29 protein-coding genes, 3 tRNA genes and 3 pseudogenes are annotated in these 25215 nt (G+C 71.4%); 14 read left to right on the top strand and 21 right to left on the bottom strand.

Annotated elements, in window-relative coordinates; genetic code table 11:
- Positions 1 to 159 precede the first annotated feature (159 nt).
- Together ACFRAC_RS07795 and ACFRAC_RS07790 are read left to right on the top strand one after the other, a co-directional pair.
- Positions 160 to 250, top strand: a tRNA-Ser gene (locus tag ACFRAC_RS07795).
- A gap of 207 nt (positions 251 to 457) precedes the next feature.
- Positions 458 to 530, top strand: a tRNA-Arg gene (locus ACFRAC_RS07790).
- 63 nt (positions 531 to 593) lie between these two features.
- Here the strand turns inward: ACFRAC_RS07790 and xerC are convergent.
- A pseudogene (xerC, locus tag ACFRAC_RS07785) lies at positions 594 to 1220 on the bottom strand (tyrosine recombinase XerC); the annotation flags it as partial.
- Between the two features lie 110 nt (positions 1221 to 1330).
- Here xerC and lepB point away from each other — a divergent pair.
- The 3 genes and pseudogenes from lepB to ACFRAC_RS07770 form a co-directional block, all read left to right on the top strand.
- A pseudogene (lepB, locus tag ACFRAC_RS07780) lies at positions 1331 to 2038 on the top strand (signal peptidase I); the annotation flags it as partial.
- Between the two features lie 308 nt (positions 2039 to 2346).
- Positions 2347 to 2853 (top strand): SMI1/KNR4 family protein, encoded by a 507-nt coding sequence (locus ACFRAC_RS07775; RefSeq protein ID WP_382922218.1) that lies wholly within the window; start codon positions 2347 to 2349, stop codon positions 2851 to 2853.
- Positions 2854 to 3319: 466 nt separating this feature from the next.
- A complete protein-coding gene (locus ACFRAC_RS07770; protein ID WP_361347995.1) occupies positions 3320 to 3988 on the top strand; it encodes a Type 1 glutamine amidotransferase-like domain-containing protein in 669 nt (222 codons plus the stop codon).
- 74 nt (positions 3989 to 4062) lie between these two features.
- On the opposite strand, the gene ACFRAC_RS07765 is transcribed toward ACFRAC_RS07770, so the two are convergent.
- Entirely contained in the window at positions 4063 to 5274 is a 1212-nt protein-coding gene (locus tag ACFRAC_RS07765; RefSeq protein WP_382922215.1) for an MFS transporter, read from the bottom strand.
- 91 nt (positions 5275 to 5365) lie between these two features.
- Between ACFRAC_RS07765 and ACFRAC_RS07760 the strand changes: the two genes are divergently transcribed.
- Entirely contained in the window at positions 5366 to 6127 is a 762-nt protein-coding gene (locus ACFRAC_RS07760; RefSeq protein WP_382922213.1) for a DeoR/GlpR family DNA-binding transcription regulator, read from the top strand.
- Between the two features lie 39 nt (positions 6128 to 6166).
- Here ACFRAC_RS07760 and ACFRAC_RS07755 read toward each other — a convergent pair whose 3' ends face one another.
- Together ACFRAC_RS07755 and ACFRAC_RS07750 are read right to left on the bottom strand one after the other, a co-directional pair.
- Entirely contained in the window at positions 6167 to 6679 is a 513-nt protein-coding gene (locus ACFRAC_RS07755; RefSeq protein ID WP_382922211.1) for a hypothetical protein, read from the bottom strand.
- A 101-nt stretch (positions 6680 to 6780) separates the two neighbouring features.
- Positions 6781 to 7263 carry a MarR family transcriptional regulator gene (locus tag ACFRAC_RS07750; protein WP_382922209.1) on the bottom strand — a complete coding sequence of 161 codons (483 nt, stop codon included), beginning with the start codon at positions 7261 to 7263 and terminating at the stop codon, positions 6781 to 6783.
- 139 nt (positions 7264 to 7402) lie between these two features.
- Here ACFRAC_RS07750 and ACFRAC_RS07745 point away from each other — a divergent pair, with 139 nt between their 5' ends.
- From ACFRAC_RS07745 to ACFRAC_RS07725, 5 genes and pseudogenes are all read left to right on the top strand, one after another.
- Complete coding sequence (locus ACFRAC_RS07745; RefSeq protein ID WP_382922207.1) at positions 7403 to 7774, top strand: HGxxPAAW family protein; 372 nt, start codon at positions 7403 to 7405, stop codon at positions 7772 to 7774.
- 61 nt (positions 7775 to 7835) lie between these two features.
- Positions 7836 to 8714, top strand: coding sequence for a DUF2797 domain-containing protein (locus ACFRAC_RS07740; RefSeq protein WP_382922205.1), 879 nt, complete (start codon positions 7836 to 7838; stop codon positions 8712 to 8714).
- A 281-nt stretch (positions 8715 to 8995) separates the two neighbouring features.
- On the top strand, positions 8996 to 9736 hold the full coding sequence (locus ACFRAC_RS07735) for a response regulator transcription factor (RefSeq protein WP_382922203.1): 741 nt from the start codon (positions 8996 to 8998) through the stop codon (positions 9734 to 9736).
- Positions 9733 to 10707, top strand: a pseudogene (locus ACFRAC_RS07730) (histidine kinase dimerization/phospho-acceptor domain-containing protein); the annotation flags it as partial. The gene ACFRAC_RS07735 and the pseudogene ACFRAC_RS07730, both read left to right, overlap by 4 nt.
- Positions 10707 to 10889 carry a hypothetical protein gene (locus tag ACFRAC_RS07725; RefSeq protein ID WP_382922201.1) on the top strand — a complete coding sequence of 61 codons (183 nt, stop codon included), beginning with the start codon at positions 10707 to 10709 and terminating at the stop codon, positions 10887 to 10889. The pseudogene ACFRAC_RS07730 and the gene ACFRAC_RS07725, both read left to right, overlap by 1 nt.
- Positions 10890 to 10892: 3 nt before the next feature.
- On the opposite strand, the gene ACFRAC_RS07720 is transcribed toward ACFRAC_RS07725, so the two are convergent.
- The 4 genes from ACFRAC_RS07720 to ACFRAC_RS07705 all read right to left on the bottom strand — a co-directional run bounded on the left by ACFRAC_RS07720 (position 10893) and on the right by ACFRAC_RS07705 (position 15300).
- Positions 10893 to 11363, bottom strand: a complete 471-nt coding sequence (locus ACFRAC_RS07720; RefSeq protein ID WP_361928463.1) for a PPOX class F420-dependent oxidoreductase — start codon at positions 11361 to 11363, stop codon at positions 10893 to 10895.
- 48 nt (positions 11364 to 11411) lie between these two features.
- Positions 11412 to 12236, bottom strand: a complete 825-nt coding sequence (locus ACFRAC_RS07715; RefSeq protein WP_382922199.1) for a YceI family protein — start codon at positions 12234 to 12236, stop codon at positions 11412 to 11414.
- A 93-nt stretch (positions 12237 to 12329) separates the two neighbouring features.
- Positions 12330 to 14837 (bottom strand): MFS transporter, encoded by a 2508-nt coding sequence (locus tag ACFRAC_RS07710; protein ID WP_382922197.1) that lies wholly within the window; start codon positions 14835 to 14837, stop codon positions 12330 to 12332.
- A gap of 13 nt (positions 14838 to 14850) precedes the next feature.
- Positions 14851 to 15300, bottom strand: a complete 450-nt coding sequence (locus ACFRAC_RS07705) for a MarR family winged helix-turn-helix transcriptional regulator (RefSeq protein ID WP_382922195.1) — start codon at positions 15298 to 15300, stop codon at positions 14851 to 14853.
- Between the two features lie 205 nt (positions 15301 to 15505).
- Between ACFRAC_RS07705 and ACFRAC_RS07700 the strand changes: the two genes are divergently transcribed.
- Positions 15506 to 15700 (top strand): hypothetical protein, encoded by a 195-nt coding sequence (locus ACFRAC_RS07700; RefSeq protein WP_382922193.1) that lies wholly within the window; start codon positions 15506 to 15508, stop codon positions 15698 to 15700.
- A 61-nt stretch (positions 15701 to 15761) separates the two neighbouring features.
- Here ACFRAC_RS07700 and ACFRAC_RS07695 read toward each other — a convergent pair whose 3' ends face one another.
- The 9 genes from ACFRAC_RS07695 to ACFRAC_RS07655 form a co-directional block, all read right to left on the bottom strand.
- On the bottom strand, positions 15762 to 16496 hold the full coding sequence (locus ACFRAC_RS07695) for a hypothetical protein (protein ID WP_382922191.1): 735 nt from the start codon (positions 16494 to 16496) through the stop codon (positions 15762 to 15764).
- Positions 16497 to 16534: 38 nt separating this feature from the next.
- Positions 16535 to 17440, bottom strand: coding sequence for an RNA polymerase sigma factor SigF (locus ACFRAC_RS07690; RefSeq protein WP_062665734.1), 906 nt, complete (start codon positions 17438 to 17440; stop codon positions 16535 to 16537).
- A gap of 268 nt (positions 17441 to 17708) precedes the next feature.
- Positions 17709 to 18560 carry an RNA polymerase sigma factor SigF gene (locus ACFRAC_RS07685; RefSeq protein ID WP_361348033.1) on the bottom strand — a complete coding sequence of 284 codons (852 nt, stop codon included), beginning with the start codon at positions 18558 to 18560 and terminating at the stop codon, positions 17709 to 17711.
- Positions 18561 to 18724: 164 nt separating this feature from the next.
- On the bottom strand, positions 18725 to 19018 hold the full coding sequence (locus ACFRAC_RS07680; protein ID WP_382922189.1) for a Dabb family protein: 294 nt from the start codon (positions 19016 to 19018) through the stop codon (positions 18725 to 18727).
- Positions 19015 to 19194 (bottom strand): hypothetical protein, encoded by a 180-nt coding sequence (locus tag ACFRAC_RS07675; RefSeq protein WP_055625257.1) that lies wholly within the window; start codon positions 19192 to 19194, stop codon positions 19015 to 19017. Before ACFRAC_RS07675 ends, ACFRAC_RS07680 begins: the two co-directional genes overlap by 4 nt.
- Positions 19195 to 19338: 144 nt before the next feature.
- Positions 19339 to 19423: transfer RNA gene (locus ACFRAC_RS07670), tRNA-Ser, on the bottom strand.
- Between the two features lie 55 nt (positions 19424 to 19478).
- Positions 19479 to 19910 (bottom strand): tRNA adenosine(34) deaminase TadA, encoded by a 432-nt coding sequence (gene tadA, locus ACFRAC_RS07665; protein ID WP_382922186.1) that lies wholly within the window; start codon positions 19908 to 19910, stop codon positions 19479 to 19481.
- A gap of 38 nt (positions 19911 to 19948) precedes the next feature.
- A complete protein-coding gene (locus ACFRAC_RS07660) occupies positions 19949 to 20476 on the bottom strand; it encodes a hypothetical protein (RefSeq protein ID WP_382922184.1) in 528 nt (175 codons plus the stop codon).
- A 312-nt stretch (positions 20477 to 20788) separates the two neighbouring features.
- Positions 20789 to 20983 (bottom strand): hypothetical protein, encoded by a 195-nt coding sequence (locus ACFRAC_RS07655; protein WP_382922182.1) that lies wholly within the window; start codon positions 20981 to 20983, stop codon positions 20789 to 20791.
- Between the two features lie 139 nt (positions 20984 to 21122).
- Between ACFRAC_RS07655 and upp the strand changes: the two genes are divergently transcribed.
- Positions 21123 to 21758 (top strand): uracil phosphoribosyltransferase, encoded by a 636-nt coding sequence (gene upp, locus ACFRAC_RS07650; RefSeq protein WP_382922180.1) that lies wholly within the window; start codon positions 21123 to 21125, stop codon positions 21756 to 21758.
- A gap of 15 nt (positions 21759 to 21773) precedes the next feature.
- Here the strand turns inward: upp and ACFRAC_RS07645 are convergent, their stop codons facing one another.
- Positions 21774 to 22421 carry a LytR C-terminal domain-containing protein gene (locus ACFRAC_RS07645; protein ID WP_382922177.1) on the bottom strand — a complete coding sequence of 216 codons (648 nt, stop codon included), beginning with the start codon at positions 22419 to 22421 and terminating at the stop codon, positions 21774 to 21776.
- A 111-nt stretch (positions 22422 to 22532) separates the two neighbouring features.
- Positions 22533 to 22829 (bottom strand): type II toxin-antitoxin system VapB family antitoxin, encoded by a 297-nt coding sequence (locus ACFRAC_RS07640; RefSeq protein WP_030420160.1) that lies wholly within the window; start codon positions 22827 to 22829, stop codon positions 22533 to 22535.
- Between the two features lie 114 nt (positions 22830 to 22943).
- Here ACFRAC_RS07640 and ACFRAC_RS07635 point away from each other — a divergent pair, with 114 nt between their 5' ends.
- Positions 22944 to 24644, top strand: a complete 1701-nt coding sequence (locus tag ACFRAC_RS07635; protein WP_382922175.1) for a helicase HerA-like domain-containing protein — start codon at positions 22944 to 22946, stop codon at positions 24642 to 24644.
- Positions 24645 to 24675: 31 nt separating this feature from the next.
- Here the strand turns inward: ACFRAC_RS07635 and ACFRAC_RS07630 are convergent, their stop codons facing one another.
- Positions 24676 to 24801 carry a hypothetical protein gene (locus ACFRAC_RS07630; protein WP_382922173.1) on the bottom strand — a complete coding sequence of 42 codons (126 nt, stop codon included), beginning with the start codon at positions 24799 to 24801 and terminating at the stop codon, positions 24676 to 24678.
- A 47-nt stretch (positions 24802 to 24848) separates the two neighbouring features.
- Positions 24849 to 25181 carry a hypothetical protein gene (locus ACFRAC_RS07625; protein ID WP_382922171.1) on the bottom strand — a complete coding sequence of 111 codons (333 nt, stop codon included), beginning with the start codon at positions 25179 to 25181 and terminating at the stop codon, positions 24849 to 24851.
- Positions 25182 to 25215: the final 34 nt, after the last annotated feature.

Below are 25215 nucleotides of genomic sequence, written 5' to 3'. Positions count from 1 at the left end.
TAACGCCGCACCCCGCCGGACGTTGCGCGCGCAGCACGCCGGGGAAGAGCTTTGCCCTGCGGGCTCTCCGCCTAGTACCGTGGAGGTCGATTGGTGACAGCACGCTCGACTGTGTCATCATCTGCACGCACCGAACGCGCTCGCGCGAGCGGTTGTGCTGGAGGCGTCGCCTAGTCCGGTCTATGGCGCCGCACTGCTAATGCGGTTTGGGCCTTAAAGCCCATCGAGGGTTCAAATCCCTCCGCCTCCGCCCTCCGACAGGGAGCCCGGCTGATCTCAGCCAGGCTCCCTGTCCGCGTTCGGAGCCCCTTGCGTCCACAGCACCCGCCTCAGAGCGTTTCCGCAGCTCACAAGGGGTGCGGCAAACGGATTTCACATGGCGGCGGCAGTCATGTAATGTTCTTCCTGTCGCCGCGAGCGGGCCGGAAGGGCCGGGAGCGGCGAAAAAACAGAACAAGCACTCGTAGCTTAACGGATAGAGCATCTGACTACGGATCAGAAGGTTGCAGGTTCGAATCCTGCCGAGTGCACACAGGTAAGAGGCCCCGGAGAGATCCGGGGCCTCTTGCGTTCCAGGGGCGTACAGCACCGAAAAGGGGGATCACCCGCAGCCCGGCGCGACGAGCCCGCAGGGCGAACATCCGGGTCATGTTGCCCGGCTCGATCGGGGTGCCGTACCTCGTGGTGAAGACGAGATCGTGACTGTTCTGCCAGAGCTCCCCGGCAGCCTTGTGGTCCGCGATCTGCTGAGCACGGCGCATCCGGAGTGCCTTGAGGCAGAGCGCCGGCAGAGGAAGGAAGTCGTCGGAGTCCTCGGTCTTGGTCTCGCGATGCAGGATCTGACGACCGGCCCGCTGGATCTGGTGATCCACATACAGCTCGCCCCGCTCGAAGTCGACAGACTTCCACGTCAGGCCCAGGACCTCACCACGGCGCAGGCCGAGGCAGAGCACCAGGACCCAGGCGGCGAAGAGGTGATCATCTCGCGCGGCCGCATCGGTGAGGAACGTGCCCGCCTCAGCGACTGACCACGGCTTGATGCGACGCCGCCGAGGCTTGGGCACCTTCACCAGCGAGGCGACGCTCTTGCTGATCTCTTCCTCGGTGACGGCGTGCGTGAGCGCAGCCCGCAGCGCGTCACGGGCGGCCTGGATCACGCGGCGGGAGGGGTGACGCTTCGAGTCCTTGCCCTGCGCGCAGCACTGACAGACGCTGGCCACTGGCAGCCCGGGAACTCTCGTTCGTTGTGACGGTGGTAGGCCCGGTGCTGTGCACACGGGGGGCTCAATGGGGACACGGTGCGCTCGGATCCGAGCGCAGGAGTGGGGGCGTGGTGGTGAAGGGTCTTGCCGCTGGCGCAGGGTCGATATCCGGGGACGACGATACCGACGGCGACGAGACGGGCGAGGGCCAGCGGAAGGGGCGCTCCTTCTGGAAGGAGTTGCCGATCCTCGTCGGCATCGCGCTGGTGCTCGCGTTGGTCATCAAGACGTTCTTCGTGCAGGCATTCTCGATTCCGTCTGAGTCGATGCAGAACACGTTGCAGGTTGGCGACCGGGTGTTGGTCGACAAGCTGACGCCGTGGTTCGGGTCCAAGCCGCAGCGCGGGGAGGTCGTGGTCTTCCACGACCCGGGTGGCTGGCTCCCTGAGAAGGCGAAGGAACCGAACGCGGTGCAGAAGGTCCTGAGCTTCGTCGGCCTGATGCCGTCGGCGAACGAGAAAGACCTGATCAAGCGGGTGATCGCGGTAGGAGGCGACACCGTGGAGTGCTCAGGGAACGGCCCTGTGAAGGTCAACGGGAAGGCACTGGACGATCCGTTCATCTACCCCGGCAACACCCCTTGCGGTGACCAGCCATTCGGGCCGATCAAGGTGCCCAAGGGGAGGATCTGGGTGATGGGTGACCACCGCCAGGCCTCTTCGGACTCCCGGTACCACCAGGACCGGCCCGGCGGTGGCACTATCGCCGAGGACCAAGTCATCGGCCGGGCCTTCGTCGTCGCATGGCCGGTCACCCGCTGGGCGACGCTGCCGGTGTCACGGTAGCGAGCCACGTCGAGTGTTCGGACTCCTCGCAGGGCGGCAGCGGATCGTAGCTTCTGGGGGAACACGCGACACAACCTCAGCTCACCAGGTCGAGACGCCGGAGTGAGTTGACATCAGCGGCTGACATCAACAGGCGCGAACAGCGACGGCCGATCCCAGATCTCAGCGGTGCCCGACCGAAGCGCCGGGGCGGTTGGTCACTGTCGTGAGTCACCTGTCATTGACCTGATAGGGATGAGGCCAGATCCCAAAACTCCTGGGCCGTCGACAAATGATGTAGTGCCGCCGAGTATCTGCATGTGACTGATGATGATCTCGTAGGCGCCGTCCGCGCGTACGCGGCTGACCAGGAACTGCCTGTCCCGGCCTCTCCGGAGGACGCCGCCGCGTTCGAACGGATAGTGGGGCACCCGATGCCCGAACTGCTGAAAAGGATCTACCTCGAAGTCTCCAATGGCGGCTTCGGACCAGCAGAGGTCGTGTCCCTCACAGACACGGGAGACTGGTTCAGTGACTGCGAGGACATCGCGATGGCGTACCGCGAGCTCGCCGATCCTGAGCGCGGGATCCCACCAGGGATCGTGCCGCTCATGGACCGAGGCTGCGGCATGTGGGCACTCATCGACTTCAAGACGGCGGACGGGCAGATGTGGGACTGGGACCCCAACCTTGGCTGCAAGGAGCACGCTCTGGCCCCGCTGGGGCAGTCACTGGCCGGGTGGCTGACCGCCTGGTTGCACGGCACCATGCCTGATGGGTCCTACCCGCATCACGAGTTGTCAGCCAGGAACTGCTCCGTCGGATGAACCGAATCGCATCAGGCCACACTCCAGCCGCTCTTGCGGCTCGGTGACGTACAGCAGGGAAGTACCGCAACCCTAGCGACCGATCATGTTCGCAGGTGTCTCAAAGGGGACGCGAAGCAGCCGGTACGGACGTTACCGACCGTTCCGCATAGAGCTCCGGATCAGAAGGTTGCAGGTTCGAATCCTGCCGAGTGCACACAGACAAGAGGCCCCGGATCACTCCGGGGCCTCTTGCGTTTCACGGGCGCACCGTTCTGCGGGCCGGTGCCAGGAGCCGTGATCACTGTTCGGTTGTCACGCCCGGTATCCCGACCCCGGGTCACGGATAATGAAGGAGTCCATGCCGTACGCCTGGGCACGTGAGTGACTTGGGCCGGCGCCTGCGGCTGCACTTGGGGACGTACGGTCCTGCGTCGGCGGTCGGTGTTCGTTGCCCCGGTCGGGGGCGTCGTGTTTGGCTCGCGTGATGAGATGTCTGTTGACGGCCGGTGGCCTGCGGAACGAGACGTTGCGGGATGCCCTGCGGGACATGCTGGGCAAGCCTTTCGAGGCGGCGAACGTCGTGTACGTCCCCACGGCGTCGGTCGCCGAGTCCGGGGACCACGGGTGGCTCCTCGCCGACATGAACCGGGTGCACGCCCTCGGCTGGCGGGAGTTCGACGTCCTGGAGCTGAACGGTCTGCCTCCGCGGATGGTGCTCGACCGGCTGCTCCACGCCGACGTCGTCCACGTCGGGGGCGGCAACCACTACCACCTCGCGCGCAGCATCACCGGCAACGGGCTGGCCGACGGCTTCCTTGAGGCGCTGGAGAGCCGGGTGTACGTGGGGTTCAGCGCCGGGTCGATGATCTTCAGCCGGCATCTGGACGAGCACTCGGCCGACGTCATCGGGGACACCGCGGATCTCCGTGTGCTCGGGGCGACCACCCTGGAGCCGCCGTTCGGGCTCTTCGACTGGTACCTCAAGCCCCACCTGTACTCACCGGACTTCCCCGAGCGGGACGACGCCTGGGCCGACCGCATCGCCGCGCGGGCGGACTTCCCGGTCTACTTCATCGACGACGACACGGCCGTGCGCGTCAGGGACGGAGAGGTGGACGTCGTCTCCGAGGGGCGGTGGCGGTTCCATCCGTGACGCCGCCTTGGCCGGCGGGTCCGGACGTCGGCGGCTTGTGCGGCACGGGGGTCAGGACCGTGCCGCACAAGCGGTCAGTGGCCGGTGCCCGCCATCTCGGACCGGGGGGTGGGGGTGGAGTCCGTACGCAGGACCCCGGCGCCCACGGCCGTCGTCACGCACAGCAGGGTCAGCACGACGAAGGCGTGGTTCAGGGCGACGAGGTGGGTCAGCCAGCCGATGACGGCGGGACCGGCGAGCATGCCGACATAGCCGAGCCCGGCGACACGGGACACGTTCGCGCCGGCCGCCGCCGGGTCGGCGTGGCCGGCCGCGCTGAACAGCTGCGGGACACAGCCGGACAGGCCCAGACCGAACAGGGCCCAGCCCGTGAACGCGGTCCACAGCCACGGCCCGAAGGCCACGAGCGTGATGCCGACGGCGGCCACGGCCGCGCCGTGCCGCAGGATCGCCATGGAGCCGAACCGGGCGCCGAGCCGGTCGGCCAGCAGCCGGCCGGTGGTCATGGCCGCCGCGAACGTGCCGTAGGCGAAGGCGGCCGTACTGGTGGACGCGCCGAGGACGTCCTTCAGGTGCAGGGCGCTCCAGTCGTTGGCGGCGCCCTCGCACAGCATGACCATCAGCGCCAGGACGGCGAGGAGCCAGACGCGCCCCGCGGTGCTCCGGCGCCCGGCGGCCGGTGACGACTCCCGCGCGGCCTCCCCGGCGCCCGTCTCCCCGGCGGCGGGGCCGGCCGGCATCAGGACGCGCGCCGAGGCCAGGGCGATCACGATGCTCACCGCTCCGACACCGGCCAGGGTCACGACCGGCCCGGCACCGGCGGCGGTCGCCCCCGCCGCCACGAGCGCGGCGAGCACCCCGCCGACGGAGAACGTGGCGTGGAAGCCCGACATCACGGGGCGGCCGTACGCCTTCTCCACATGCACGGCGTGGGCGTTCATGCTCACGTCCAGACCGCCGTTGCAGAACCCGAAGACCAGCAGGGCGCCCGCCAGCGTCCACGGATCGTTGGCGAGAGCAGGCAGCACCAGGGCAGCGCCGCACAGCACGCCGGTGGCGGGCACGACGACGCGCGCGCCGAGGCGGTCGGTCAGCGGTCCGGCCACCTGCATCCCGGCGAAGGCACCGAGTCCGAGCAGCACCAGCAGGCCGCCCAGCGTCGCGTGGCTGACGCCCACCCGCTCCTCGACGACGGGGATGTGCACCACCCAGGCGCCCATCAGCGTGCCGCAGAGGACGAAGTAGACATAGGTCGCCACACGGGCGCCGAGAAGCGAGCGTTCCATGGCTCGCCACGGTAACGAACAAGTCTGTTGTTTGAAAGGGTGACCAACGAACACATTGCGTGTGCGTTTTGGGGTGGTGTTCAATCCCGGTATGAGCAACGCAGACCGGCACGGGCTGATCGCGAAAGCCGTCAGGGACTCCGGCGGTGCCACGGTCCAGGAGCTCGCCGAGCTGACCGGCGCCTCGGAGATGACCATCCGGCGCGACCTCGACACCCTGGCCGCGCAGGGCGTCCTCGAACGGGTCCGCGGCGGCGCCCGCACCCTGCTGCTCCGGGGCGAGGAGCCGCCGTTCGCACTGCGCGCCCACGAGGCGGTCGACGCCAAGCGCCGGATCGCCGCCGAGGTCTCCGCCCTCGTCGCCGACGGCGAGAGCGTCGTGCTGGACAGCGGCACCACCTGTCTGGAGGTCGCCCGGCTCCTGCGCGAGCGGCCCGTCACCGTGATGCCCCTGTCCCTCCAGGCCATCCACCTGTTCGGCGAGGCGCCCGGCCCGGCCACGCTGGTGGTGCCCGGCGGGCAGCCCCGTGCCGCAGAGGGAGCCCTCACCGGCCCCCTCACCCTCGCATCCCTGGCGGCCCTGCGCTTCGACACCGCCGTCATCGGCTGCTGCGGGCTGAGCGCGGCCGACGGCCTGACCGCCTACGACCTCGACGACGCCGCGGTGAAGAAGGCGGGCATCGCCTCCGCCCGCCGCGTCGTCGTCGCCTCGGACGGCGGCAAGCTCGGCCGCACCGCCTACGCCTACGTCGGCCCCTCCACCGTCCTGCACACCCTCGTGACCGACGGCACCGCACCCGCCGACGAGGTGGCCGCGCTCGAAAGCGCCGGCACCGTCGTCAGGACCGTCTGACCGGGCCGGGGCGGCCGGCGTGCGGCGGCCTCCGTCCCGTCAGGCGTACTTCCAGCGCCACGCGTTCCCGCTGTACACGCATCTGATCCGGGTGCCACTCGCGGTCGTCGTCGTGGCGCCGTGGTCGCTGTTGCGACAGAACTGGCCCGCCGAGTAGCAGTTGCCCGAGTTGGAGACGATCGAGCAGGTGCCGGTGCTGTTCCCACCGCCGCTGTTCCCGCCGCCGCTGCTGCCGTTGTCCGTGCCGACCGCCGCCACGGTGGCCGTCCTCGTGACCGTGACCGTGGGGGCGGGCTTGGCCTTGGCCTTGACCGTCTCGGTGACCGTCGGACCGGGCTCGGGCGTGGTCGTCACGGTCGCCGTGACGGTCGGCGCCGCCTTCACCTTCGTCTGGACGGGCTGCTGTTCGTCGCCGTTCCCCGGGGCGGCGACCAGGAGGCCCGCCAGGAACAGGCCCGATCCGCCGAGCCAGACGCGCTTGCGCCGGCGGAGGGGGCGGGTGTCCGGCGGGCGGGGTGCCGGTGGCGTCGGTGCGTGGTACGGGTTGGCCATCTCGTCCCCCCCAGAGCGATACGGATGGGGTGACGGTAAGGCTCCGCGAGCCGGGGCGTGAAGAGGATATGAAGGGTGTGACTGTCTTGTGATGGGCGCGCTCAGGCCTCGTCGCGCTCCCGGAGTTCGTCGATGTACGTCTGTGCGAGCCCGGTGGCCCGGGTGAACCAGTCGGTGAGGACGGCGATCTCGTCCGCCGAGTAGGAGGCGAACAGCTCGATGAGGCGGACGTAGTAGGGGCCGTAGAGCTCCTCGACCCGGGTGAGCGCGTCGGGGACGGCGGCCACCCTGACGCGGCGCCGGTCGCCCGGGTCCGGTCGGCGGGTGACGAAGCCGGCGCGCTCCAGGCGGTTGAGGATGCCGGTCATCGCTCCGGTCGTGACATGTACCTGCTCCGCGAGGGTCCCCGCGCCGAGCAGGTCGTCGCCCGCCTTCACCACGAAGCCGAAGCAGAGCAGATCGGTGATGTTCAGCCCGAGCCGCTGGGCCATCTCCTGCTGCCCGAGCAGGTGCGACGCGATGAGCGAGTCCATCGCCTCCAGGGCTTGGGCGGGGCTGGCGGTGGGGCGTGGCGCGGCTGACATCTTCCCTTTTACCTTAGCTCGTGAGAGATTTAGCTACTGAAATCCTCGCGTCGTAAGGGATTCGGGGTCCCTCGACGTGCCGGGTTCCGCTGCCCTCGGACGGAGTGGGAGTGGAGGAAGAGCAGAAGGAGCGGGCGGCATGAGCCAGTATGACGAGGGGCACACGTTCGCCGGATGGATCGGGGTCGCCGTCGCCACCGCCGGATGTTCGGTGCTGGGCGCGGGGATCTGTGTCGCGTCGGCCCGGCTGATCGTGGGAGGGCTCGCCGGCACGGTGGCGAGCGTCCTCGTGACCTGGGTTCTCCACTTGACCGGCTGGGGCAAGCCGTCGGGGATCCGGCCGCGTGACCAGTGGGGGATGCGCGCGCGTGACCTGAGCGCGCGCGGAGGGCACCCCGAGTGCTGGGGATGCCGGCTGGCCGGGCGCGGACGGCGTACGGCCGGGTCGTCGGCGCCGGTGGGCGGGGCAGCCGTGGAACGGGAGCCCGTCGCCGTCGGGGCCGAGCGGTAGGACCCCGAGGGCTCCCTCGGTCCGGCCGCCTTGTCGGTGGTGCCCCCTACTCTCGACGGTGATGGCACAGGCATGGAGATGCTCGGGACTGCGGTGGTCGACGGACGGGCCCGAGCTGGTCTGGGACGGCGGCCGGCGGTCCACGCTGACCTGGGGGAAACGGGTGGCGTTCGCGGTCGCGGACGGGGGAGTGCGGAGATGTGTGGGAGCCCGGCGGCATCCCTGTCCGACACGCGCCCCCGTGCCGGGGCGCGGCACGGGGGCACGGTGCGAGGAGTGCGCGCGGCTGGACCGGGCGCACTCGGTCGCCGCGGACACCCTGGCCGACGACCCGCGGCCGTACCGCGTCTATCTGGCCTGGTTCGGGCCCGGCCTGACCAAGGTCGGCATCACCGCCGTCGAGCGGGGCCCGGCGCGTCTGCTGGAGCAGGGGGCGGTCTGCTTCAGCTGGCTGGGCGCCGGCCCGCTGATGGCGGCCCGGCGCACCGAGGAGCTGCTGCGGGCGGCCCTGGGCGTGCCGGACCGCGTCCCGTACGCCGCCAAGCGGGTCGTGCGCTCCGGGCTGCCCCGGTCGGCGGCCGAGCGGGCGGCCGAGGTGGCGGAACTGCACGCCCGGGCGGTGGCGCTCGACGGCTGGCCGGAGTCGCTGTCCCCCGAGCCGTGCCGGCCCGTCGACCACGTGGGGGTGTTCGGGCTCGCCGGGCTGCCGTCCGCGGTCGGCGCGGTGGGCGAACTCGTCGCGGGCGGGGCGGTGAGCGGGGAGCTGGTGGCGGCCGCGGGTCCGGACCTGCATCTGCGCACGGGCCGCGGGGTGGTGGTCGTCGACACACGGCTGATGACGGGGTGGGAGCTGGTGGCCGCGGACGCGGAAGCAGAACTGACGGTCCCAGTGGTGGAGTTCGGGGAGCACGAGGGGAGCGTGCAGGACGGGCTGTTCTGACGGGTCGTTCTGAGGGCTCGTCCTGACGGGGCGTTCTGACGGGTCGTTCTGAGGGGACCACGGCCCCACACGTGCCCGCCGCGCCGCCCACCCGTGCTCAGCTCGTGCCCACCGCCCGGCCCGACTCAAGCCCAGCACGTGCCCGCCGCCCGGCGCGTCCCGGCTCAGGGCCCGGTCGCGGTCCGCACCCAGATGCCGCCTGAGAGGAACCTGTGCGTTTTTCAGGTGATTCACAGGTGGGGAAAAGCGTCTTCTCAGGGGCCGTCGACAGGGTGTGCCCCATGACCACGACCTCGCCCCAGGGGCGTTCCGAACTGCTGAGGCCGGACGGGAGCCCCGTCCGCGTGCTGGTGGTGGACGACGAGCAGCCGATCACCGAACTGCTGTCCATGGCCCTGCGCTACGAGGGCTGGCGGATCCGCAGCGCCGGGGACGGCGCGGGCGCCCTGCGGGCCGCGCGCGAGGTGCGGCCCGACGCGGTCGTCCTCGACATGATGCTGCCGGACATGGACGGGCTGACCCTCCTCGGGCGGCTGCGCCGGGAACTGCCGGACGTGCCGGTGCTCTTCCTGACCGCGAGGGACGCCGTCGAGGACCGGATCGCCGGGCTCACGGCGGGCGGGGACGACTACGTCACCAAGCCGTTCAGCCTGGAGGAGGTCGTCGCCCGGCTGCGGGGGCTCATCCGGCGCTCCGGCGCGGCCGGCCGGCGGGCCGAGTCGGTGCTGGTCGTCGGCGACCTCACCCTCGACGAGGACAGCCACGAGGTCACGCGGGCGGGGCAGAGCATCCACCTGACCGCGACCGAGTTCGAGCTGCTGCGCTTCCTGATGCGCAACCCGCGGCGCGTGCTCAGCAAGGCGCAGATCCTCGACCGCGTGTGGTCGTACGACTTCGGCGGCCAGGCCAACGTCGTCGAGCTCTACATCTCCTACCTGCGCCGGAAGATCGACGCCGGGCGGGAGCCGATGATCCACACGCGGCGCGGCGCCGGGTACCTGATCAAGCCGGCCGGGTCGTGACGGGGCGGCGACGGTCGCGGACGCGGCGGGTGGGCGGGCTGGCCGGCCGCGCACGCTGCCGTCCCGGCTCGTCGTCGCCTGTGTGACGCTGATCGCCGTGGTGTGCGCGGTGATCGGCACGGTCACCGCGCTCGCCCTGCGCGGGCACCTGGGCGACCAGCTGGACGGGCAGGTCGAGGACGCCGGCAAACGGCTGTCCGGGCCGTTCAAGCCGGGCGGCGGGGACCTTGCGGCGATCGACGACCGGATCGAGGGCTTCGTCACCAAGGGACCGGTGCAGACGAGCACCGTCGCCGCCGAGTCCGGCACCGGCCCCCGGGTCACCCGGGCCGTCATGGCCGAGCGCCGGCCGGACGAGTCCACGGGCTTCGAGGGCCGGGCCGTCGAACTGGGCGACGCCGTGAAGGACGCGCTCTCCGGCGTCCCCGACGACGGGCGCCCCCACACCGTGACCCTGCCCGGCCTCGGCGAGTACCGGCCCCCGCACGTCCACCGTCCGGACGGCGGCTACTGCGTGGCCCTGCCGACCGCGAGGGTCACCGGCACCCCGCGGACCCTCGTCCTCATCGAGGCCACCGTCACCGCCGCCGCCCTCGTGGCCGCCGGACTCGCGGGCACCGCCATCGTCGGCGTGGCCACCCGTCCCCTGCGCCGGGTCGCCGCCACGGCCACCCGGGTCTCCGAACTCCCCCTGCACGCGGGCGAGGTCACCCTCAGCGAACGCGTCCCCGCGTCCGAGACCGACCCGCACACCGAGGTCGGCCGGGTCGGCGCGGCCCTCGACCGGATGCTGGACCACGTCCACGGCACCCCTGCACTCCCGCCAGTAGAGCGAGACGCGGGTACGGCAGTTCGTCGCCGACGCCGGGCACGAGCTGCGCACCCCGCTCGCCTCCATCCGGGGGTACGCCGAGCTCACCCGGCGCGGACGCGAGGAGATCGGCACCGACACCCGGCACCCGCTCAGCCGATGAGCTCGGTGACCGGCTCCGCCGGGCCCGCCGACATCGTCCGGGACTCCGCCGAGCTCATGGGGGCGCGGGGCGGCGACACGGTCGAGGAGACGGGGGAGCGGGACTTCGAGTTCGCCCTCGACCTGCTGGTGGCCGGCGTCGAGGCGATGGTCGACCGGGCCCGCCCGGGAACACGCTGAGGGTCAGTCGCCCTCGACCAGCCGCGCCGGGAAGCCGCCCGTCGCCACCGGGCCCCACCGCTCGGGGGTGACCCGGATGATCGACTTGCCCTGCTTCACCATCGCCGCCCGGTACTCGTCCCAGTCCGGGTGCTCCCCGGCGATGTTCCGGTAGTACTCGACGAGCGGTTCCACGGAGTCGGGCGCGTCGACGACCTCCGCGGTCCCGTCGATCTGCACCCAGGGCCCGTTCCAGTCGTCGCTGAGCACGACCAGGCTCACCCGCGGGTCCCGCTTGGCGTTGCGCGTCTTGGCGCGCTCCGGGTACGTGGAGACCACGATCCGTCCCGAGTCGTCCACCCCGCAGGTCAGTGGACTGGCCTGCGGGCCGCCGTCGGACCGGCGGGTCAGCAGCAGCGCCCGGTGCCGGGGCCGTACGAAATCGAGCAACTCTTCGAGGGAGACGCGGGTGTTGGTCGCGATGTTCGGTGCCATGCGACGAGCCTAGGGGGCTTCGGCCCGTTGGGCCTGTCCCTGCCGCGGTCAGGCTTCCGGGAGTGTCTCGCCCTGGACGGCCTGGACGTCGAGCTCCACCTTCAGCGTCGTGCCGATCGCGGCGATGCCCGCCTGCACGACCTGGTTGTAGTTCATGGCGAAGTCGTCCCGGCGCAGTTCGGCCGTCGCCCGGAACGCGGCGCGGGTGCCGCCCCACGGGTCGGCGCCGGTGCCGAGGTAGGCCAGGTCCAGGTCCACGGGACGTACGACCCCGCGCATCTCCAGCTCGCCGTGCACGGTCCAGCGGTCGGTGCCGGTGGCCGCCGTGACGCCCGTCGAGCGGTAGACGATCCGCGGGTGCCGCTCGACGTCCAGGAAGTCCGGCGACCGCAGGTGCCCGTCGCGCATGCCGTTGCCGGTGTCGATCGAGGCGGCCTCGATCACCGCCTCCACTCGGGACTTGGTGACGTCGTCCGGCGCGATCTCGACGGCGCCGGAGAACCGGGTGAACCGGCCGTGCACGCTGGAGATCCCCAGGTGCTGCGCGACCGCGGCGACCGTGGAGTGCGCCGGGTCGACGGTCCACGGACCGGGCGGAGGCAGTTCCGTGCCGCCCTGGCGGGCCAGCGTGACCGTGCCGACCTCGGCCCGACCGCTCGCGGTCACGAGCGCGCTCGCGGCGGCCGGCGCGTAGCCGACGGCGGTGACGATGACGGTGTACGCCCCCGGCGCCAGCGGGTTCGCGTCGCGGACCGCGCCCTCCGGGTCGGCCTCCAGCCGCAGCACCTGCGCCCCGGTCATGTCCGTCACCGTGACGACCGCGTGCGGCACGGCCCATCCGTCCCGCGTGCGGACCCTCGCGGTCAGTCCCATCTCACGTACTCCTCAGAGGTGTCGAAGAGAACCGGCCCGTGGCGGCGGCACGCCTCCGCTCGGAGCGTGCGCGCCACCACGGGCCGGGAGCGGTCACTCGCCGGGGTGGGCGAGCTCGATGTCGTGATCGTCGGTGCCGCGGCCGGTGACCGTCAGCGCCGTCGCGACCGGCGGGTAGCCCGTCGCGATGACCGTGTACTCGCCGCCGTCCAGGTCGCTGAAGGCGTACGCCCCGTCCGCCCCGGTCGTCGCCGTGCCGACGACGTTGCCGGCCGCGTCGACCAGCGTGACGCGGGCGTCGGCCAGCGGGCCGTGCGGCGCCCGGACGACGCCCTGGACCTGGGCACCGGCCTCCAGCTCGACCTCGATCCGGGTGACCCCGGTGCCGGCGACCTCGACGGGCAGGGCGCGCGGCCGGTAGCCGTCGGCGTTGACCGCGACGGTCACGGCCCCGGGCACCAGCTCGGAGAAGCCGAACTCGCCCTGCTCACCGGTGGTGGCGGTGGCCAGCAGGTCCCCGCGCACATCGGTCACGATCACCATGGCGCCGGTGACCGGCTCCGCGCCCTGCGCGGCGCGCACGACACCGCTCAGGCCGCTGGTCCCGCTGAGCAGGATGTCGTAGGCCACCGGCCCGTCGCCGTCGACGACGATCGTGGAGGCCTGCGGCTGGAAGCCGTCGGCGGAGGCGATCAGGACGTACGAGCCCGCGCCCGGCGCGTCCACCGCGTAGGCGCCGTCGGCCTGCGCGACCGAACGGCCCAGCTGCCGGCCGGCCAGGGAGATCAGCGTGACGGCGGCCTGCGGGACGGGCGCGCTCTCGGCGCCGCGGACGAAGCCGCGCACCGGGACCCCGCCGGAGGCGGCGCCCCCGTTCGCCTCGGCGTCGGCCACGGTGGCCACGGCCGCGAGGGCCTGGGTGGCGGTGGGGGCCGTCTCGGCCTGCGCGGTGACCGCGGGCCGCTCCGGGGCGGTCTCGGCGGTGACAGCGGCGACCGGGGTCTCGGCCGGGGCCGGGTTCTCGTCCTCGGCGGCCTGGGCCAGAGCTCCCTTGGTCTTGAGGGGGACCTCCTTGATGAACACGGCGAACAGGAGGGCGAGCAGGGCGATCGGCGCCGAGTACAGGAAGACGTCGGCGACACCGTGGCCGTACGCGCCCTCGACGACCGCGCGGACCGGCGCGGGCAGGGAGTCCAGGTCGGGGATCTCACCGTGGCCGGAGGAGGAGCCCCGCACACCGAGCTCGGTCAGACCGTCCTGGACGTAGTGGGTGATCCGGTGGCTGAGGACCGCGCCGAGCGCCGAGACGCCCATGGCACCGCCGAGGGACCGGAAGAAGTTCACGACGGAGCTCGCGGCGCCCAGGTCGCTCGGGTCGACCTGGTTCTGCGTGGCGAGGACCAGGTTCTGCATCATCATGCCGACGCCGAGACCCAGCAGCGCCATGAAGATCGCGACGTGCCAGTACGCGGTGTCGTAGCGGATGGTGCCGAGCAGTCCGAGGCCCGCCGTGACCAGCACACCGCCGGCCAGCAGCCAGGCCTTCCAGCGGCCGGTGCGGGTGATGACCTGGCCGGAGACGGTCGAGGAGACGAACAGGCCGAGGATCATCGGGATGGTCAGGATGCCCGACATGGTCGGCGACTCGCCCCGGGCCAGCTGGAAGTACTGGCTGAAGAAGATCGTGCCCGCGAACATCGCGACACCGACGAACATCGAGGCCAGCGACGCGAGGGTGATGGTGCGGTTGCGGAACAGCCGCAGCGGGACGATCGGCTCGCTCGCCCTGGACTCGACGAACACGAAGATCAGCAGCAGCACGAGCGCGCCACCGGTCATCGCGCCGGTCTGCCAGGACATCCAGTCGTACTTGTCACCGGCGAAGGTCACCCAGATGAGCAGCAGGCAGACCGCGGCGGTGATGAAGAGCGCGCCGGCCCAGTCGACCTTGACCTTCCGCCTGACGACGGGCAGGTGCAGCGTGCGCTGCAGCACGATCAGGGCGACGACGGCGAAGGGCACGCCGACGTAGAAGCACCAGCGCCAGCCGAGCCAGTCGGTGTCGGTGATGACACCGCCGATCAGCGGGCCGCCGACCATCGCGGTGGCGAAGGTGGCACCGAGGTAGCCGTTGTACCGGCCGCGCTCGCGCGGCGAGATCATCGCCGCGAGGATGATCTGGGCCAGCGAGGACAGACCGCCCATGCCGATGCCCTGGACCACGCGGAACGTGATCAGCATGGCCGGGTTCTGCGACAGGCCGGCCAGCGCGGAGCCGGCCACGAAGACCACCAGGGCCAGCTGTATCAGCAGCTTCTTGGAGAACAGGTCGGCGAGCTTGCCCCACAGCGGTGTGGACGCGGTCATCGCCAGCAGCGACGCGGTCACCACCCAGGTGTAGGCGCTCTGACCGCCGCCGAGGTCCTTGATGATGTCGGGCAGGGCGTTGGAGACGATCGTCGACGACAGGATCGCGACGAACATGCCGAGCAGCAGCCCGGTCAGGGCCTCCAGGATCTGCCGGTGGGACATGGGAGCGTCGGTCGGGGCTCCCGAATGCCTGGCGTGGGCCCGCACACCGGCTGGTGTGGTCGTTGCCATGAACTTCCTTCTCCTACTGGGTGATCGCGGGTGTACGGCAGTCGTCGAAGCTGGCCCTCAGCCGGGCCATGAGCCGGATGAGCGCGGCGATGTCGTCGTCGGACCAGTCGCTCAGGCGCTCCTCGAGCAGCCGGGTGGTCCGGCGGGACATGTCCCGCACCCGTTCCTCGCCGCTGGGGGTGAGACGCAGGATGCGGCTTCGCTTGTCCGCCGGGTCGGGGGAGCGCTCGATCCAGCCGCGCTCGGCCACGTGGGCGACATGCCGGCTCGTGACCGACATGTCCACGGCGAGCAGCTCGGCGAGCTTGCTCATGCGCATCTCTCCGTGACGGACCAGCAACGTGAGTACGGCGGCGGACCCGGAGGGGCAGTCGGACGGCAGGGTGCGTCCCAACTCCCTCTTCACGGCTCCGAAGGCACTGAACTGGCGGGCCAGCTCTTCGTACTGTGCCGTTTCGGCCATCACACCTCCCGCATTCGTTGCTCTGGGCAACTATAGACAGTGCTTGGTTGCTGCAGGCAAACAAATCGTGGGTGGGGCCGCAAAAAGTTGGCAAAGGCAAGTATTGCGACCGTAAATGTGCAGGTGGAGTCGGGTGTGTGGACCTGTGTACGGAGCGGTGTCCCCCACTTGGGCCTCACCGGCACATTCGCTAGGGTCTCGGGCCATGGCTAACACCCAGGGCCCCCAGGGCCCCCACGACCCCGCAGGCAGCACCCAGATGTTCCGCGCGTTCGTCGACGAGGGTCCACAGGGCGGCGGACGGCAGCAGGCCTCCTCCGGCCCCCGTGTCGGTCTGATCGTCGGCGTGATCGCAGCCGTCGTGATCGTCGCCGCGGTGGCCTGGCTCGCGCTGAAGTAGTCCCGCCAGCCGGAGAAGCACCGAGGGCCGAAGGAGTACTCCGGGCCGAAGGCGTACCGCCCTACTTCCACCGGACGGAGACGTCACGCGTCTCGACGTGCATGCCGAGCGGCACCCGCCAGGCGTCGACGCACACTGTCCAGGTCCGCTCGGTGCGCGTACCGGCCCCGATCGGCACCGGGAGGCCGTGCGTCGACTCCAGGGTGGACCAGTCGACGCCGAGCACCCCGATGACATGGCTGCCGAAGGTGACGGTGCCCGACCGCACGGCCTCGCCGCCCGCGTTGTGGAGGGCGAGGGTCACCTTCTCGCACCAGCGCCGGTCCGCCGGCTCGCGCACCGGATCGCCCACGACGAGCCGCGCCGGCGAGGTGGGAACCGGGGGCGCGGAGCCCGCCGGTGCGCTCGCCGAGGGGGTCGCGGGGCCCGACGTCCCGGACGGCACCGAACCCTGACCGTCCGTCGCGCGCGCCCTCGCGTCCGTCGTGGCGCCCACGGCCGCCTGATCCACGCTCGCGGACGGGACGCGCCCCCGACCCGGCCGCCGCCCGGCAGGTCCGCCCTCCGCGCCGCTCGCCCGCCCGGAGGGCAGCGGCACCAGTGTCACCGCGCCGGTCGGTCCGGCCGCCGGGGCGTGGGACGGGCCGCCCGCGGGCCCCGTCGCGACGAACCCCTCACCGCCCGGACCGCCCCCGCACGAGGCCAGGACGGCCCCGAGACAGACGACGGCCGCCGACGCGCCCAACAGGGCGCACCGACGGCCGGGTGTCGAGGTCGTCCACGTCGCGCGGAGCATCGGGCCATGGTGGCTGACACTCCGTCAGATGTGAAGGGTCAGTCGGAGATGAGACCCTCGCGCAGCTGGGCCAGGGTCCGGGTCAGCAGCCGGGAGACGTGCATCTGGGAGATGCCGACCTCCTCGCCGATCTGCGACTGGGTCATGTTGGCGAAGAAGCGCAGCATGATGATGCGCCGCTCGCGGGGCGGCAGCTTGGCCAGCAGCGGCTTCAGCGACTCCCGGTACTCGACGCCCTCCAGCGCGGTGTCCTCGTAGCCGAGCCGGTCGGCGAGCGAGCCCTCCCCGCCGTCGTCCTCCGGGGCCGGCGAGTCCAGCGAGGAGGCGGTGTAGGCGTTGCCCACCGCGAGGCCGTCGACGACGTCCTCCTCGGACACGCCCAGCACGGCGGCGAGTTCGGTGACCGTCGGCGAGCGGTCCAGTTTCTGGGACAGCTCGTCGCTGGCCTTGGTCAGCGCCAGGCGCAGCTCCTGGAGGCGGCGCGGGACGCGCACCGACCAGGACGTGTCGCGGAAGAACCGCTTGATCTCCCCGACCACCGTCGGCATCGCGAAGGTCGGGAACTCCACGCCCCGCTCGCAGTCGAAGCGGTCGATCGCCTTGATCAGGCCGATGGTGCCGACCTGGACGATGTCCTCCATCGGCTCGTTGCGCGAGCGGAAGCGGGCCGCCGCGTAGCGCACGAGTGGGAGGTTCAGTTCGATCAGGGTGTCCCGGACGTACGCGCGCTCGGGGCTGTTCTCGTCCAGCGCGGCGAGCCGCAGGAACAGGGAGCGGGACAGGGTGCGGGTGTCGATGTCCGCCGAAGCCGGGACGGCTGTGATGTCGGATGCCGGAAGAGCCGGGGCCGGAACGGCCTCGAGAGCCGAAACGTCGAGTGCGGCGTCGGGCGACTCGCTCTTCATGAGCGTGAGCACCTTCGAGCTGCCCTGATCTGCGGACATGCCACCCCCTCTGGGTCGCGGGACGGTCGTGGCGAACGCTCCGAACGAGGAACGCCAGCCTTCACCTGAATACCGGAGCCGAAGCCGCGGCAAACGCGCTAGCGGAAGAATGTCACATGTCGGCAACACGCTGTAGTGACATGTCGACATGTGAGATCCGAATCAGCCCTGCGTACAGGGGGTCTGACGGCATTTCGGGGCTCAACTGTCGGCATCCCCCCTGGTGAGCGATTCGCTCGCGCGGGTTATGGCTCGCTCGTGCTTGCGGTTATGCGTCGATCCGGTTCGCCGAGCGGAGCCGCTGGAAGCTACGCGCGAGTAGCCTCGAGACGTGCATCTGGGAAACCCCGAGTTCCGCACTGATCTGCGACTGGGTGAGATTGCTGTAGTAGCGCAGCAGCAGGATTCTCTGTTCGCGCTCCGGCAGTTGCACGAGGAGATGGCGGACCAGGTCCCGGTGCTCCACGCCGTCCAGGGCGGGGTCCTCGTAGCCGAGCCGGTCCAGGAGCCCGGGCAGCCCGTCGCCCTCCTGGGCGGCCTCCAGCGAGGTGGCGTGGTACGACCGCCCGGCCTCGATGCAGGACAGGACCTCGTCCTCGGTGATGCGCAGCCGCTCGGCGATCTCGGCGGTGGTGGGGGTGCGCCCGAAGGCGGTCGTGAGGTCCTCGGTGGCGCTGTTGACCTGGACCCACAGCTCGTGCAGCCGGCGCGGCACATGGACCGTGCGCACGTTGTCACGGAAGTACCGCTTGATCTCGCCGACCACCGTCGGCATCGCGAAGGTGGGGAACTGCACCCCCCGGTCGGGGTCGAAGCGGTCGATGGCGTTGATGAGGCCGATGGTGCCGACCTGGATCACGTCCTCCATCGGCTCGTTGCGGGAGCGGAAGCGGGCGGCCGCGTAGCGCACGAGCGGCAGGTTCGCCTCGATGAGCGCCGCGCGCACGCGGTTGTGCTCCGGCGTGCCCGGCTGGAGCTCCTTCAGCTCCCCGAAGAGGACCTGGGTGAGCGCCCGGGTGTCGGCGCCACGGCTGCGCGGCGGGGACGCGGGGGTTTCCTCCTGCGTCGGGGCTTGAGGCGCAGTACTGGCCGGCACGGTCAACTCCACCTCGTGATCCATCAACTCATCCGTCAAAAGCGGTCATAGCATCACAAGACAGTTCATTGTGTTCAAGTACCGCATAATCCCGTGTTGAGGGCCCATCACCGCGGCGGACACGCCAAAGCCCCCCGCCGGGGGGCGGAGGGCTCGGGAGGGGAGGGGGCGCCCGGGGGTGCCGCGCCTCAGAATTCGTAGTCGGCGATCACCCAGGTGCTGAACTCCCGCCACAGGGCGACGCCCGCCTGGTGCTCGGGGTGGTCCACATAGGTGCGCAGGGCGGCCGGGTCCTCGAAGGCGGAGTTGATGGCGAAGTCGTAGGCGATGGGGCGGTCGCTGAGGTTCCAGCCGAGCTCCCAGTGCCGGATCTCGGGGATCTTGCCCTCCAACGAGCGGAAGGCCGCGACGCCCTCCACCACGCGAGGGTCGTCGCGCTCGACGCCCTCGTCGAGCTTGAACAGGACGAGATGGCGGATCATGAGTCTCCTCCGTTGGCGATCCAGGTCATGAACTCCCCAACGGCCTGGGCGGCGTCCGAGATGCCCTCGAACCCGACCTGGACGTAGTCGGCGGCCTTCGCCGGATCGGTGATGATCACATAGAGCGCGAACACCACGACCAGGTAGACGGCGATCTTCTTGCCATTCACCGCCATCGCGGCCTCCCCTGTGGCTGCTGTGCCCAGCGCGTCGAAAGAGCCGAAAAGAGCCCCGTGTTTCCGGCGGTGAGTGTAGCCGCCACGCCTCCACGGAGATCAACAGCACGAAGGGCCCCGTCTCGCGACGAGGCCCTTGCAGAGCGGTAGCGGAGGGATTTGAACCCTCGGTGACTTGCGCCACACTCGCTTTCGAGGCGAGCTCCTTCGGCCGCTCGGACACGCTACCGAGGGAGACCTTACAGCACGCCGGGCCGTGCTCCGAAATCGATATACGACCCGGTTCACCGGGCCCGGAAGAACTCCGTGAGCAGGCGCGCGCACTCCTCGGCGAGGACGCCCTCGATGACCTCGGGCCGGTGGTTGAGCCGCCGGTCGCGGACGACGTCCCACAGGGAGCCCGCCGCGCCGGCCTTGTCGTCGCGGGCGCCGTACACGACCCGGTCCACCCGGGACTGCACGAGGGCGCCCGCGCACATCGTGCACGGCTCCAGGGTGACCACCAGCGTGCACCCGGTCAGCCGCCACTCGCCCAGCTCCGCGGCGGCCCGCCGGATGGCCAGCACCTCGGCGTGCGCGGTCGGATCCCCGGTCGCCTCCCGCTCGTTGTACCCGGCGCCGAGCACCCGGGTCCCGTCGGCGGACAGCACGACGGCGCCGACGGGGACGTCCCCGCCCCGGACGGCCTCCTCGGCCTCCTCCAGGGCGAGCCTCATCGCCGCCCGCCAGCGGTCGCGTACGGGGTCGGGCGAGGTCAGCGGACGGTCTCCAGGACCTCCGAGGCACCCAGCGCCTCGGCGATCGCGCCGAGGGCGTCCTCGGCGTCCAGGGACTTCAGCTCCTTCTCGCCGACGCCCAGGTCGTCGAGGATCTCGCTGTCGCCGACCGGGCTGTGCGGGACCGCGTCACCGCCCCCGCTCTCCTCGTCGTCGGAGTCGCCGTCGGGCTCCTCCGTGCCGTCGAGGTCGAGGGAGTCCAGGTCGGCGACGTCGTCGCCGGGCTCCCTGCCGAGCACTTCGTCGGTGAGCAGGATCTCGCCGTAGCTGCTGCGGGCGGCCGCGGCGGCGTCGGACACGTAGATGCGAGGGTCCTCCTCGCCGTCGACGCGGACGACGCCGAACCAGGCGTCCTCCTGCTCGATGAGGACCAGCACCGTGTCGTCGTCGGGCGAGGCTTCACGGGCCAGGTCGGCCAGATCCGACAGGGTCTCCACATCGTCGAGCTCTGTGTCGCTCGCTTCCCACCCGTCTTCGGTGCGCGCGAGCAGTGCGGCGAAGTACACCGTGACTCTCCCACTGGTCTGAGGCGTGCCGGTTGGGGGTCCCCCCGGCGGAGGTTACGGGCGGGACGGCTCGGGGGTCCGAGCCCCACCCACTCGGAATCGTGGCAGAAACAAGGCGTCAGGGGGACGTCTTCGGCTCCCTGTGTCCGGTTGTTTTGATCGCCGTGGCCCGAGGGGGCCGCGACCGCGTCCGCGAAGGACTCACCAGCGCACTCGTTGCCGCCACCTGCGGATCGTACGCGGATTTCCCCGGGTGTTCCGGCACGCCCCGACGCCAACTGCACCCGACGCGGCCGGTGTCCCGGCGCCGAACTACCAGCGGAACGTGCGCATACGCATGGCGTGGCGCAGCCGGGCCGCCTTGGCCCGGCGCGGCTGGACCCGGTCGCGCAGCGCGCGGGCCTCGGCGAGTTCCCGCAGGAACTGGGCGCGCCGCCGGCGTCGGGCGGCGTCGCTCGTCTCCGGCGCGTCCTGCGCGCGGTCCGCCGGCGACTCGGCGTTCGGCATCGGCTCACCACCCCCGGGTTGCGTCCCTCCCACTTTCCCTCCGACGGGCGGTTTGATGCCAGCGCGGGAGTGAACGGCGGGTCGAGGGCTTGCCGTGTGCGGGGGCGCCGGGCATACCGGGCCCGGTTACTGTGGGGGCATGCGTCTCCACGTCGTCGACCACCCCCTGGTCGCCCACAAGCTCACCACGCTGCGCGACCGGCGCACCGACTCCGCGACCTTCCGGCGGCTCGCCGACGAACTGGTCACCCTGCTCGCCTACGAGGCCACGCGGGACGTGCGGACCGAAGCGGTCGACATCTCGACCCCCGTCACCGACACCACCGGTGTGAAGCTCTCCCACCCGCGCCCGCTGGTGGTGCCGATCCTGCGGGCCGGACTCGGCATGCTGGACGGCATGGTCCGGCTGCTGCCGACCGCCGAGGTCGGCTTCCTGGGCATGATCCGCGACGAGGAGACGCTCCAGGCGTCCACGTACGCCTCGCGGATGCCCGAGGACCTCTCCGGGCGTCAGGTGTACGTCCTGGACCCGATGCTGGCCACCGGCGGCACCCTGGTCGCCGCGATCCAGGAGCTGATCAAGCGCGGCGCCGACGACGTGACCGCCGTGGTGCTCCTCGCCGCGCCCGAGGGCGTGGAGCTGATGGAGCGCGAGCTGGCGGGCACCCCGGTGACCGTGGTGACGGCCGCCGTGGACGACCACCTGAACGCGAGCGGGTACATCGTGCCCGGACTGGGCGACGCGGGCGACCGCCTGTACGGCGCCGCCGAGTAGGCGCTGCGGCGCCCCTCAGCACCCCTTCCTCGACGAGGCGGGCGTCGGCTCGGGCTCGGCCACCGCGGCCAGGGCCTTGTCGGCGTCCGTCTTCTTCGTCAGTTCCTCGAACTTGTCGCCGATGATCAGGTCCACGGCGGTGCCCTTGCGGGCCGCGTCGGTGCGGCGCTCGGCGGCGGTCAGCTGGCTCGCGAGGACCGGCAGCGAGGTGTCCAGCGAGGAGGCCGGGCCGAGCAGCAGCCCGATGCCCTTGACCTTCTTGTCGTACTCCTTGCTCGCGTTGCCCACGTCGCCGATCTTGAAGCCGCGCTTCTTCAGCTCGTCCGCGGTCTTCTTCGCCAGGCCGCTGCGCGTGGTGGCGTTGAGGACGTTGACGGTGATCGCGCCCGGCTTCGGCGGCTTCGGCGGCTTCGGCGCGGCGGACGGCGAGGCCGTCGCCTTCGTCGCGCAGCCGCTCACGCCGGCCGCGGAGGCCTTGCCGCCGCCGCCCGTGAAGACGTCGACGAGCTGGAGCGTGCCCCAGCCGACCAGGCCGAGGCCGGCGAGCGAGGCCACGCCGAGCAGGACGAGCCTGCCGCGCGCCCGACGACGCCGCATCCGTGGGTACTTGCCCCCCTTGATCCGGTACTGGCCACCCATGCCGGGGGGAGTCAGCATGCTCATGGGCGCAGCGTAGTGCGCCCGGGCGGCAATGCCTACTAGATGATCATTCGCAGCCGCGCGGTCCAACCCGAAAGGGTCAATGGGACGAGGCCCGGCCGCGTCAGCCCGGACTCAGTCCAGTTCCAGCACTCTCGCGTGCAGCACCTGGCGCTGCTGGAGTGCCGCGCGGACCGCGCGGTGCAGGCCGTCCTCGAGATACAGGTCGCCCTGCCACTTCACGACGTGCGCGAAGAGGTCGCCGTAGAACGTGGAGTCCTCGGCGAGCAGGGTCTCCAGGTCGAGTTGGCCCTTGGTCGTCACGAGCTGATCGAGGCGGATCGGGCGCGGAGCGACGTCCGCCCACTGCCGGGTGCTCTCCCGGCCGTGGTCGGGGTACGGCCGGCCGTTTCCGATGCGCTTGAAGATCACACGGAAAGCCTACCGGTCGAGACGTTCCGGGCGCAGCCATGGCGGCGGAGTGCGACGGTGGAAAAGAGCGGGCAGAACATGACGAATCGGCGAAGGTTGTAGGGGAGAGCGGACATGAGCGACCGCGAGACCACTCCCGGGACCGGGGCCGCGCCCCCGGTGCCGGGGTCCCGGACCGGCGCCCCCGCGCTTCCTCAGGAGGCCCTGGAGATCGCCGCCGGATACGCCTTTCCCGGCCCCGCCCTCGACCTCGGCGCCCTGCTGTGGGACGGGACCTGTCTGCCGGACGCCCGGATCAGGGTGCCGTTGCCCATGCTCAACCGGCACGGCCTGGTCGCGGGCGCCACCGGCACCGGCAAGACCAAGACCCTCCAGCTGATCGCCGAACAACTGTCCGCGCAGGGCGTCCCCGTCTTCCTCGCCGACGTCAAGGGCGACCTGTCCGGGATCGCAGAGCCGGGGCAGCGCAACGACAAGGTGCGCTCCCGGGCCGCCGAGGTGCACCAGCCGTGGACGGGCACCGGCTTCCCCGCCGAGTTCCTCGCGCTGGGCGGCATCGGGCACGGCGTGCCGGTGCGCGCCACGATCACCAGCTTCGGTCCGGTGCTGCTGTCCAAGGTCCTCCAGCTCAACCAGACCCAGGAGCAGTCGCTCGGCCTGATCTTCCACTACGCCGACACCAAGGGCCTGGAGCTGGTCGACCTCAAGGACCTGCGGGCGGTCGTCGCCTTTCTCACCTCCGACGAGGGCAAGGCGGAACTGAAGAACATCGGCGGTCTGTCGACCGCCACCGCCGGGGTGATCCTGCGCTCCTTGACCGCCTTCGAGGCGGAGGGCATGGGCGACTTCTTCGGGGAGCCGGAGTTCGACACGGCCGAGCTGCTGCGGACGGCGCCGGACGGGCGGGGCCTGGTGTCGGTCCTCGAACTGTCCGCCGTCCAGGACCGGCCCCGGTTGTTCTCGACCTTCTTGATGTGGCTGCTCGCCGACCTCTTCCACGACCTGCCCGAGGTCGGGGACGCCGACCGGCCGAAGCTGGTGTTCTTCTTCGACGAGGCGCACCTGCTGTTCGACGGGGCGTCCAAGGCGTTCCTGGACGCCATCACCCGGACCGTGCGGCTCATTCGCTCGAAAGGAGTCGGGGTCTTCTTCGTGACCCAGACCCCGAAGGACGTACCGGCCGAGGTGCTCGGGCAGCTCGGCAACCGCGTCCAGCACGCGCTGCGGGCCTTCACCCCCGACGATCAGAAGGCGCTCGGGGCCACGGTGAGGACGTTCCCCGACTCGCCGTACGACCTGGAGGAACTGCTCACCGGCCTGGGCACCGGGGAGGCCGTGGTGACCGTCCTGAGCGAGAAGGGCGCCCCGACCCCCGTCGCCGCGACCCGGCTGTGGGCCCCCGAGTCGCTGATGGGCCCGATCGGGGCGGAGGCGCTGGACCGGGCCGTGGCGGAGTCCGCGCTGCACGAGCGGTATGCACAGGCTGTGGACAGGGAGTCCGCGTACGAGAGGCTCCAGGAGCCCCGGGGCGGCAAGGGGCCGGACGAGATCACCGGGGAGCCCCGGCGTGGCAAGGGCCCCGATGAGATCACGAGGGAGCGGCGGCCGGGGAAGGGCCCGGACGAGATCACCAGGGCGGGCACGGGCGGGCGCGGCACCTCGTCCCGCGGCAAGGCGGAGGAGGGCGAGGAGCCCTCGGTCGTCGAGCAGGTCGTCGGCAGCGGCATGTTCAAGTCCCTGGCCCGGTCGGTCGGCACCCAGATCGGCCGGGAGATCACCCGGTCCCTCTTCGGGACGGCGCGGCGGAGGCGGTGACCCGGAGAAGCCCGCCCCCGCCGCGCCGGTCTCAGCCGCGCTTCCGTTCCTCGCGGGGACGCGGCGGCTCCTTCTTCCGGTCTCCGGGCTTCCGGGCGGTGCGCGCCGCCTCCGCGCGCAGCAGGGCGCGCAGGACGGCGTAGGGGTCGGCGGGCATGGCTGTGCTCCTCCTGTCGTGCTGACGGGCCTCCTTACGGGGGCGGGTCAGCAGCGCAGGACGACGGTGCGCAGCAGGGGCGGGACGCTCGGGGCGGCGGCCGGACGGTCCGCCCGGCGGGTGACGGGGGCGGGGGCCAGCTGACGTCGCGGGCCCGCGCAGGGCCGTACCGCGAGGCGGGTGCCCGCGCGGCGTCCGGAGCGGGCCGCCGGCCGTACGGCGGCGTCGAGGACGTCGTGCTCGACGGCCTCGGCCCCTGCCGTCACGGCCACCGGCAGGGCGTGTGCCTGGGCGTGCGCTCCCGGCACCAGCAGCGCGAGCAGCAGCACGACGACCCGCAGCCAGACCCGGCTGCGCGATCCCCTGCGTGCGGTGCTCACGCAAGATCATGTCCCCCGGAGCCGTCCGGTCTTC

The sequence above is a fragment of the Streptomyces sp. NPDC056628 genome (assembly GCF_042792555.1).
Taxonomy (GTDB): domain Bacteria; phylum Actinomycetota; class Actinomycetes; order Streptomycetales; family Streptomycetaceae; genus Streptomyces.
The sequence above is the reverse complement of the archived record's forward strand: the minus strand, read 5'-3'. Positions and strand labels throughout refer to the sequence as shown.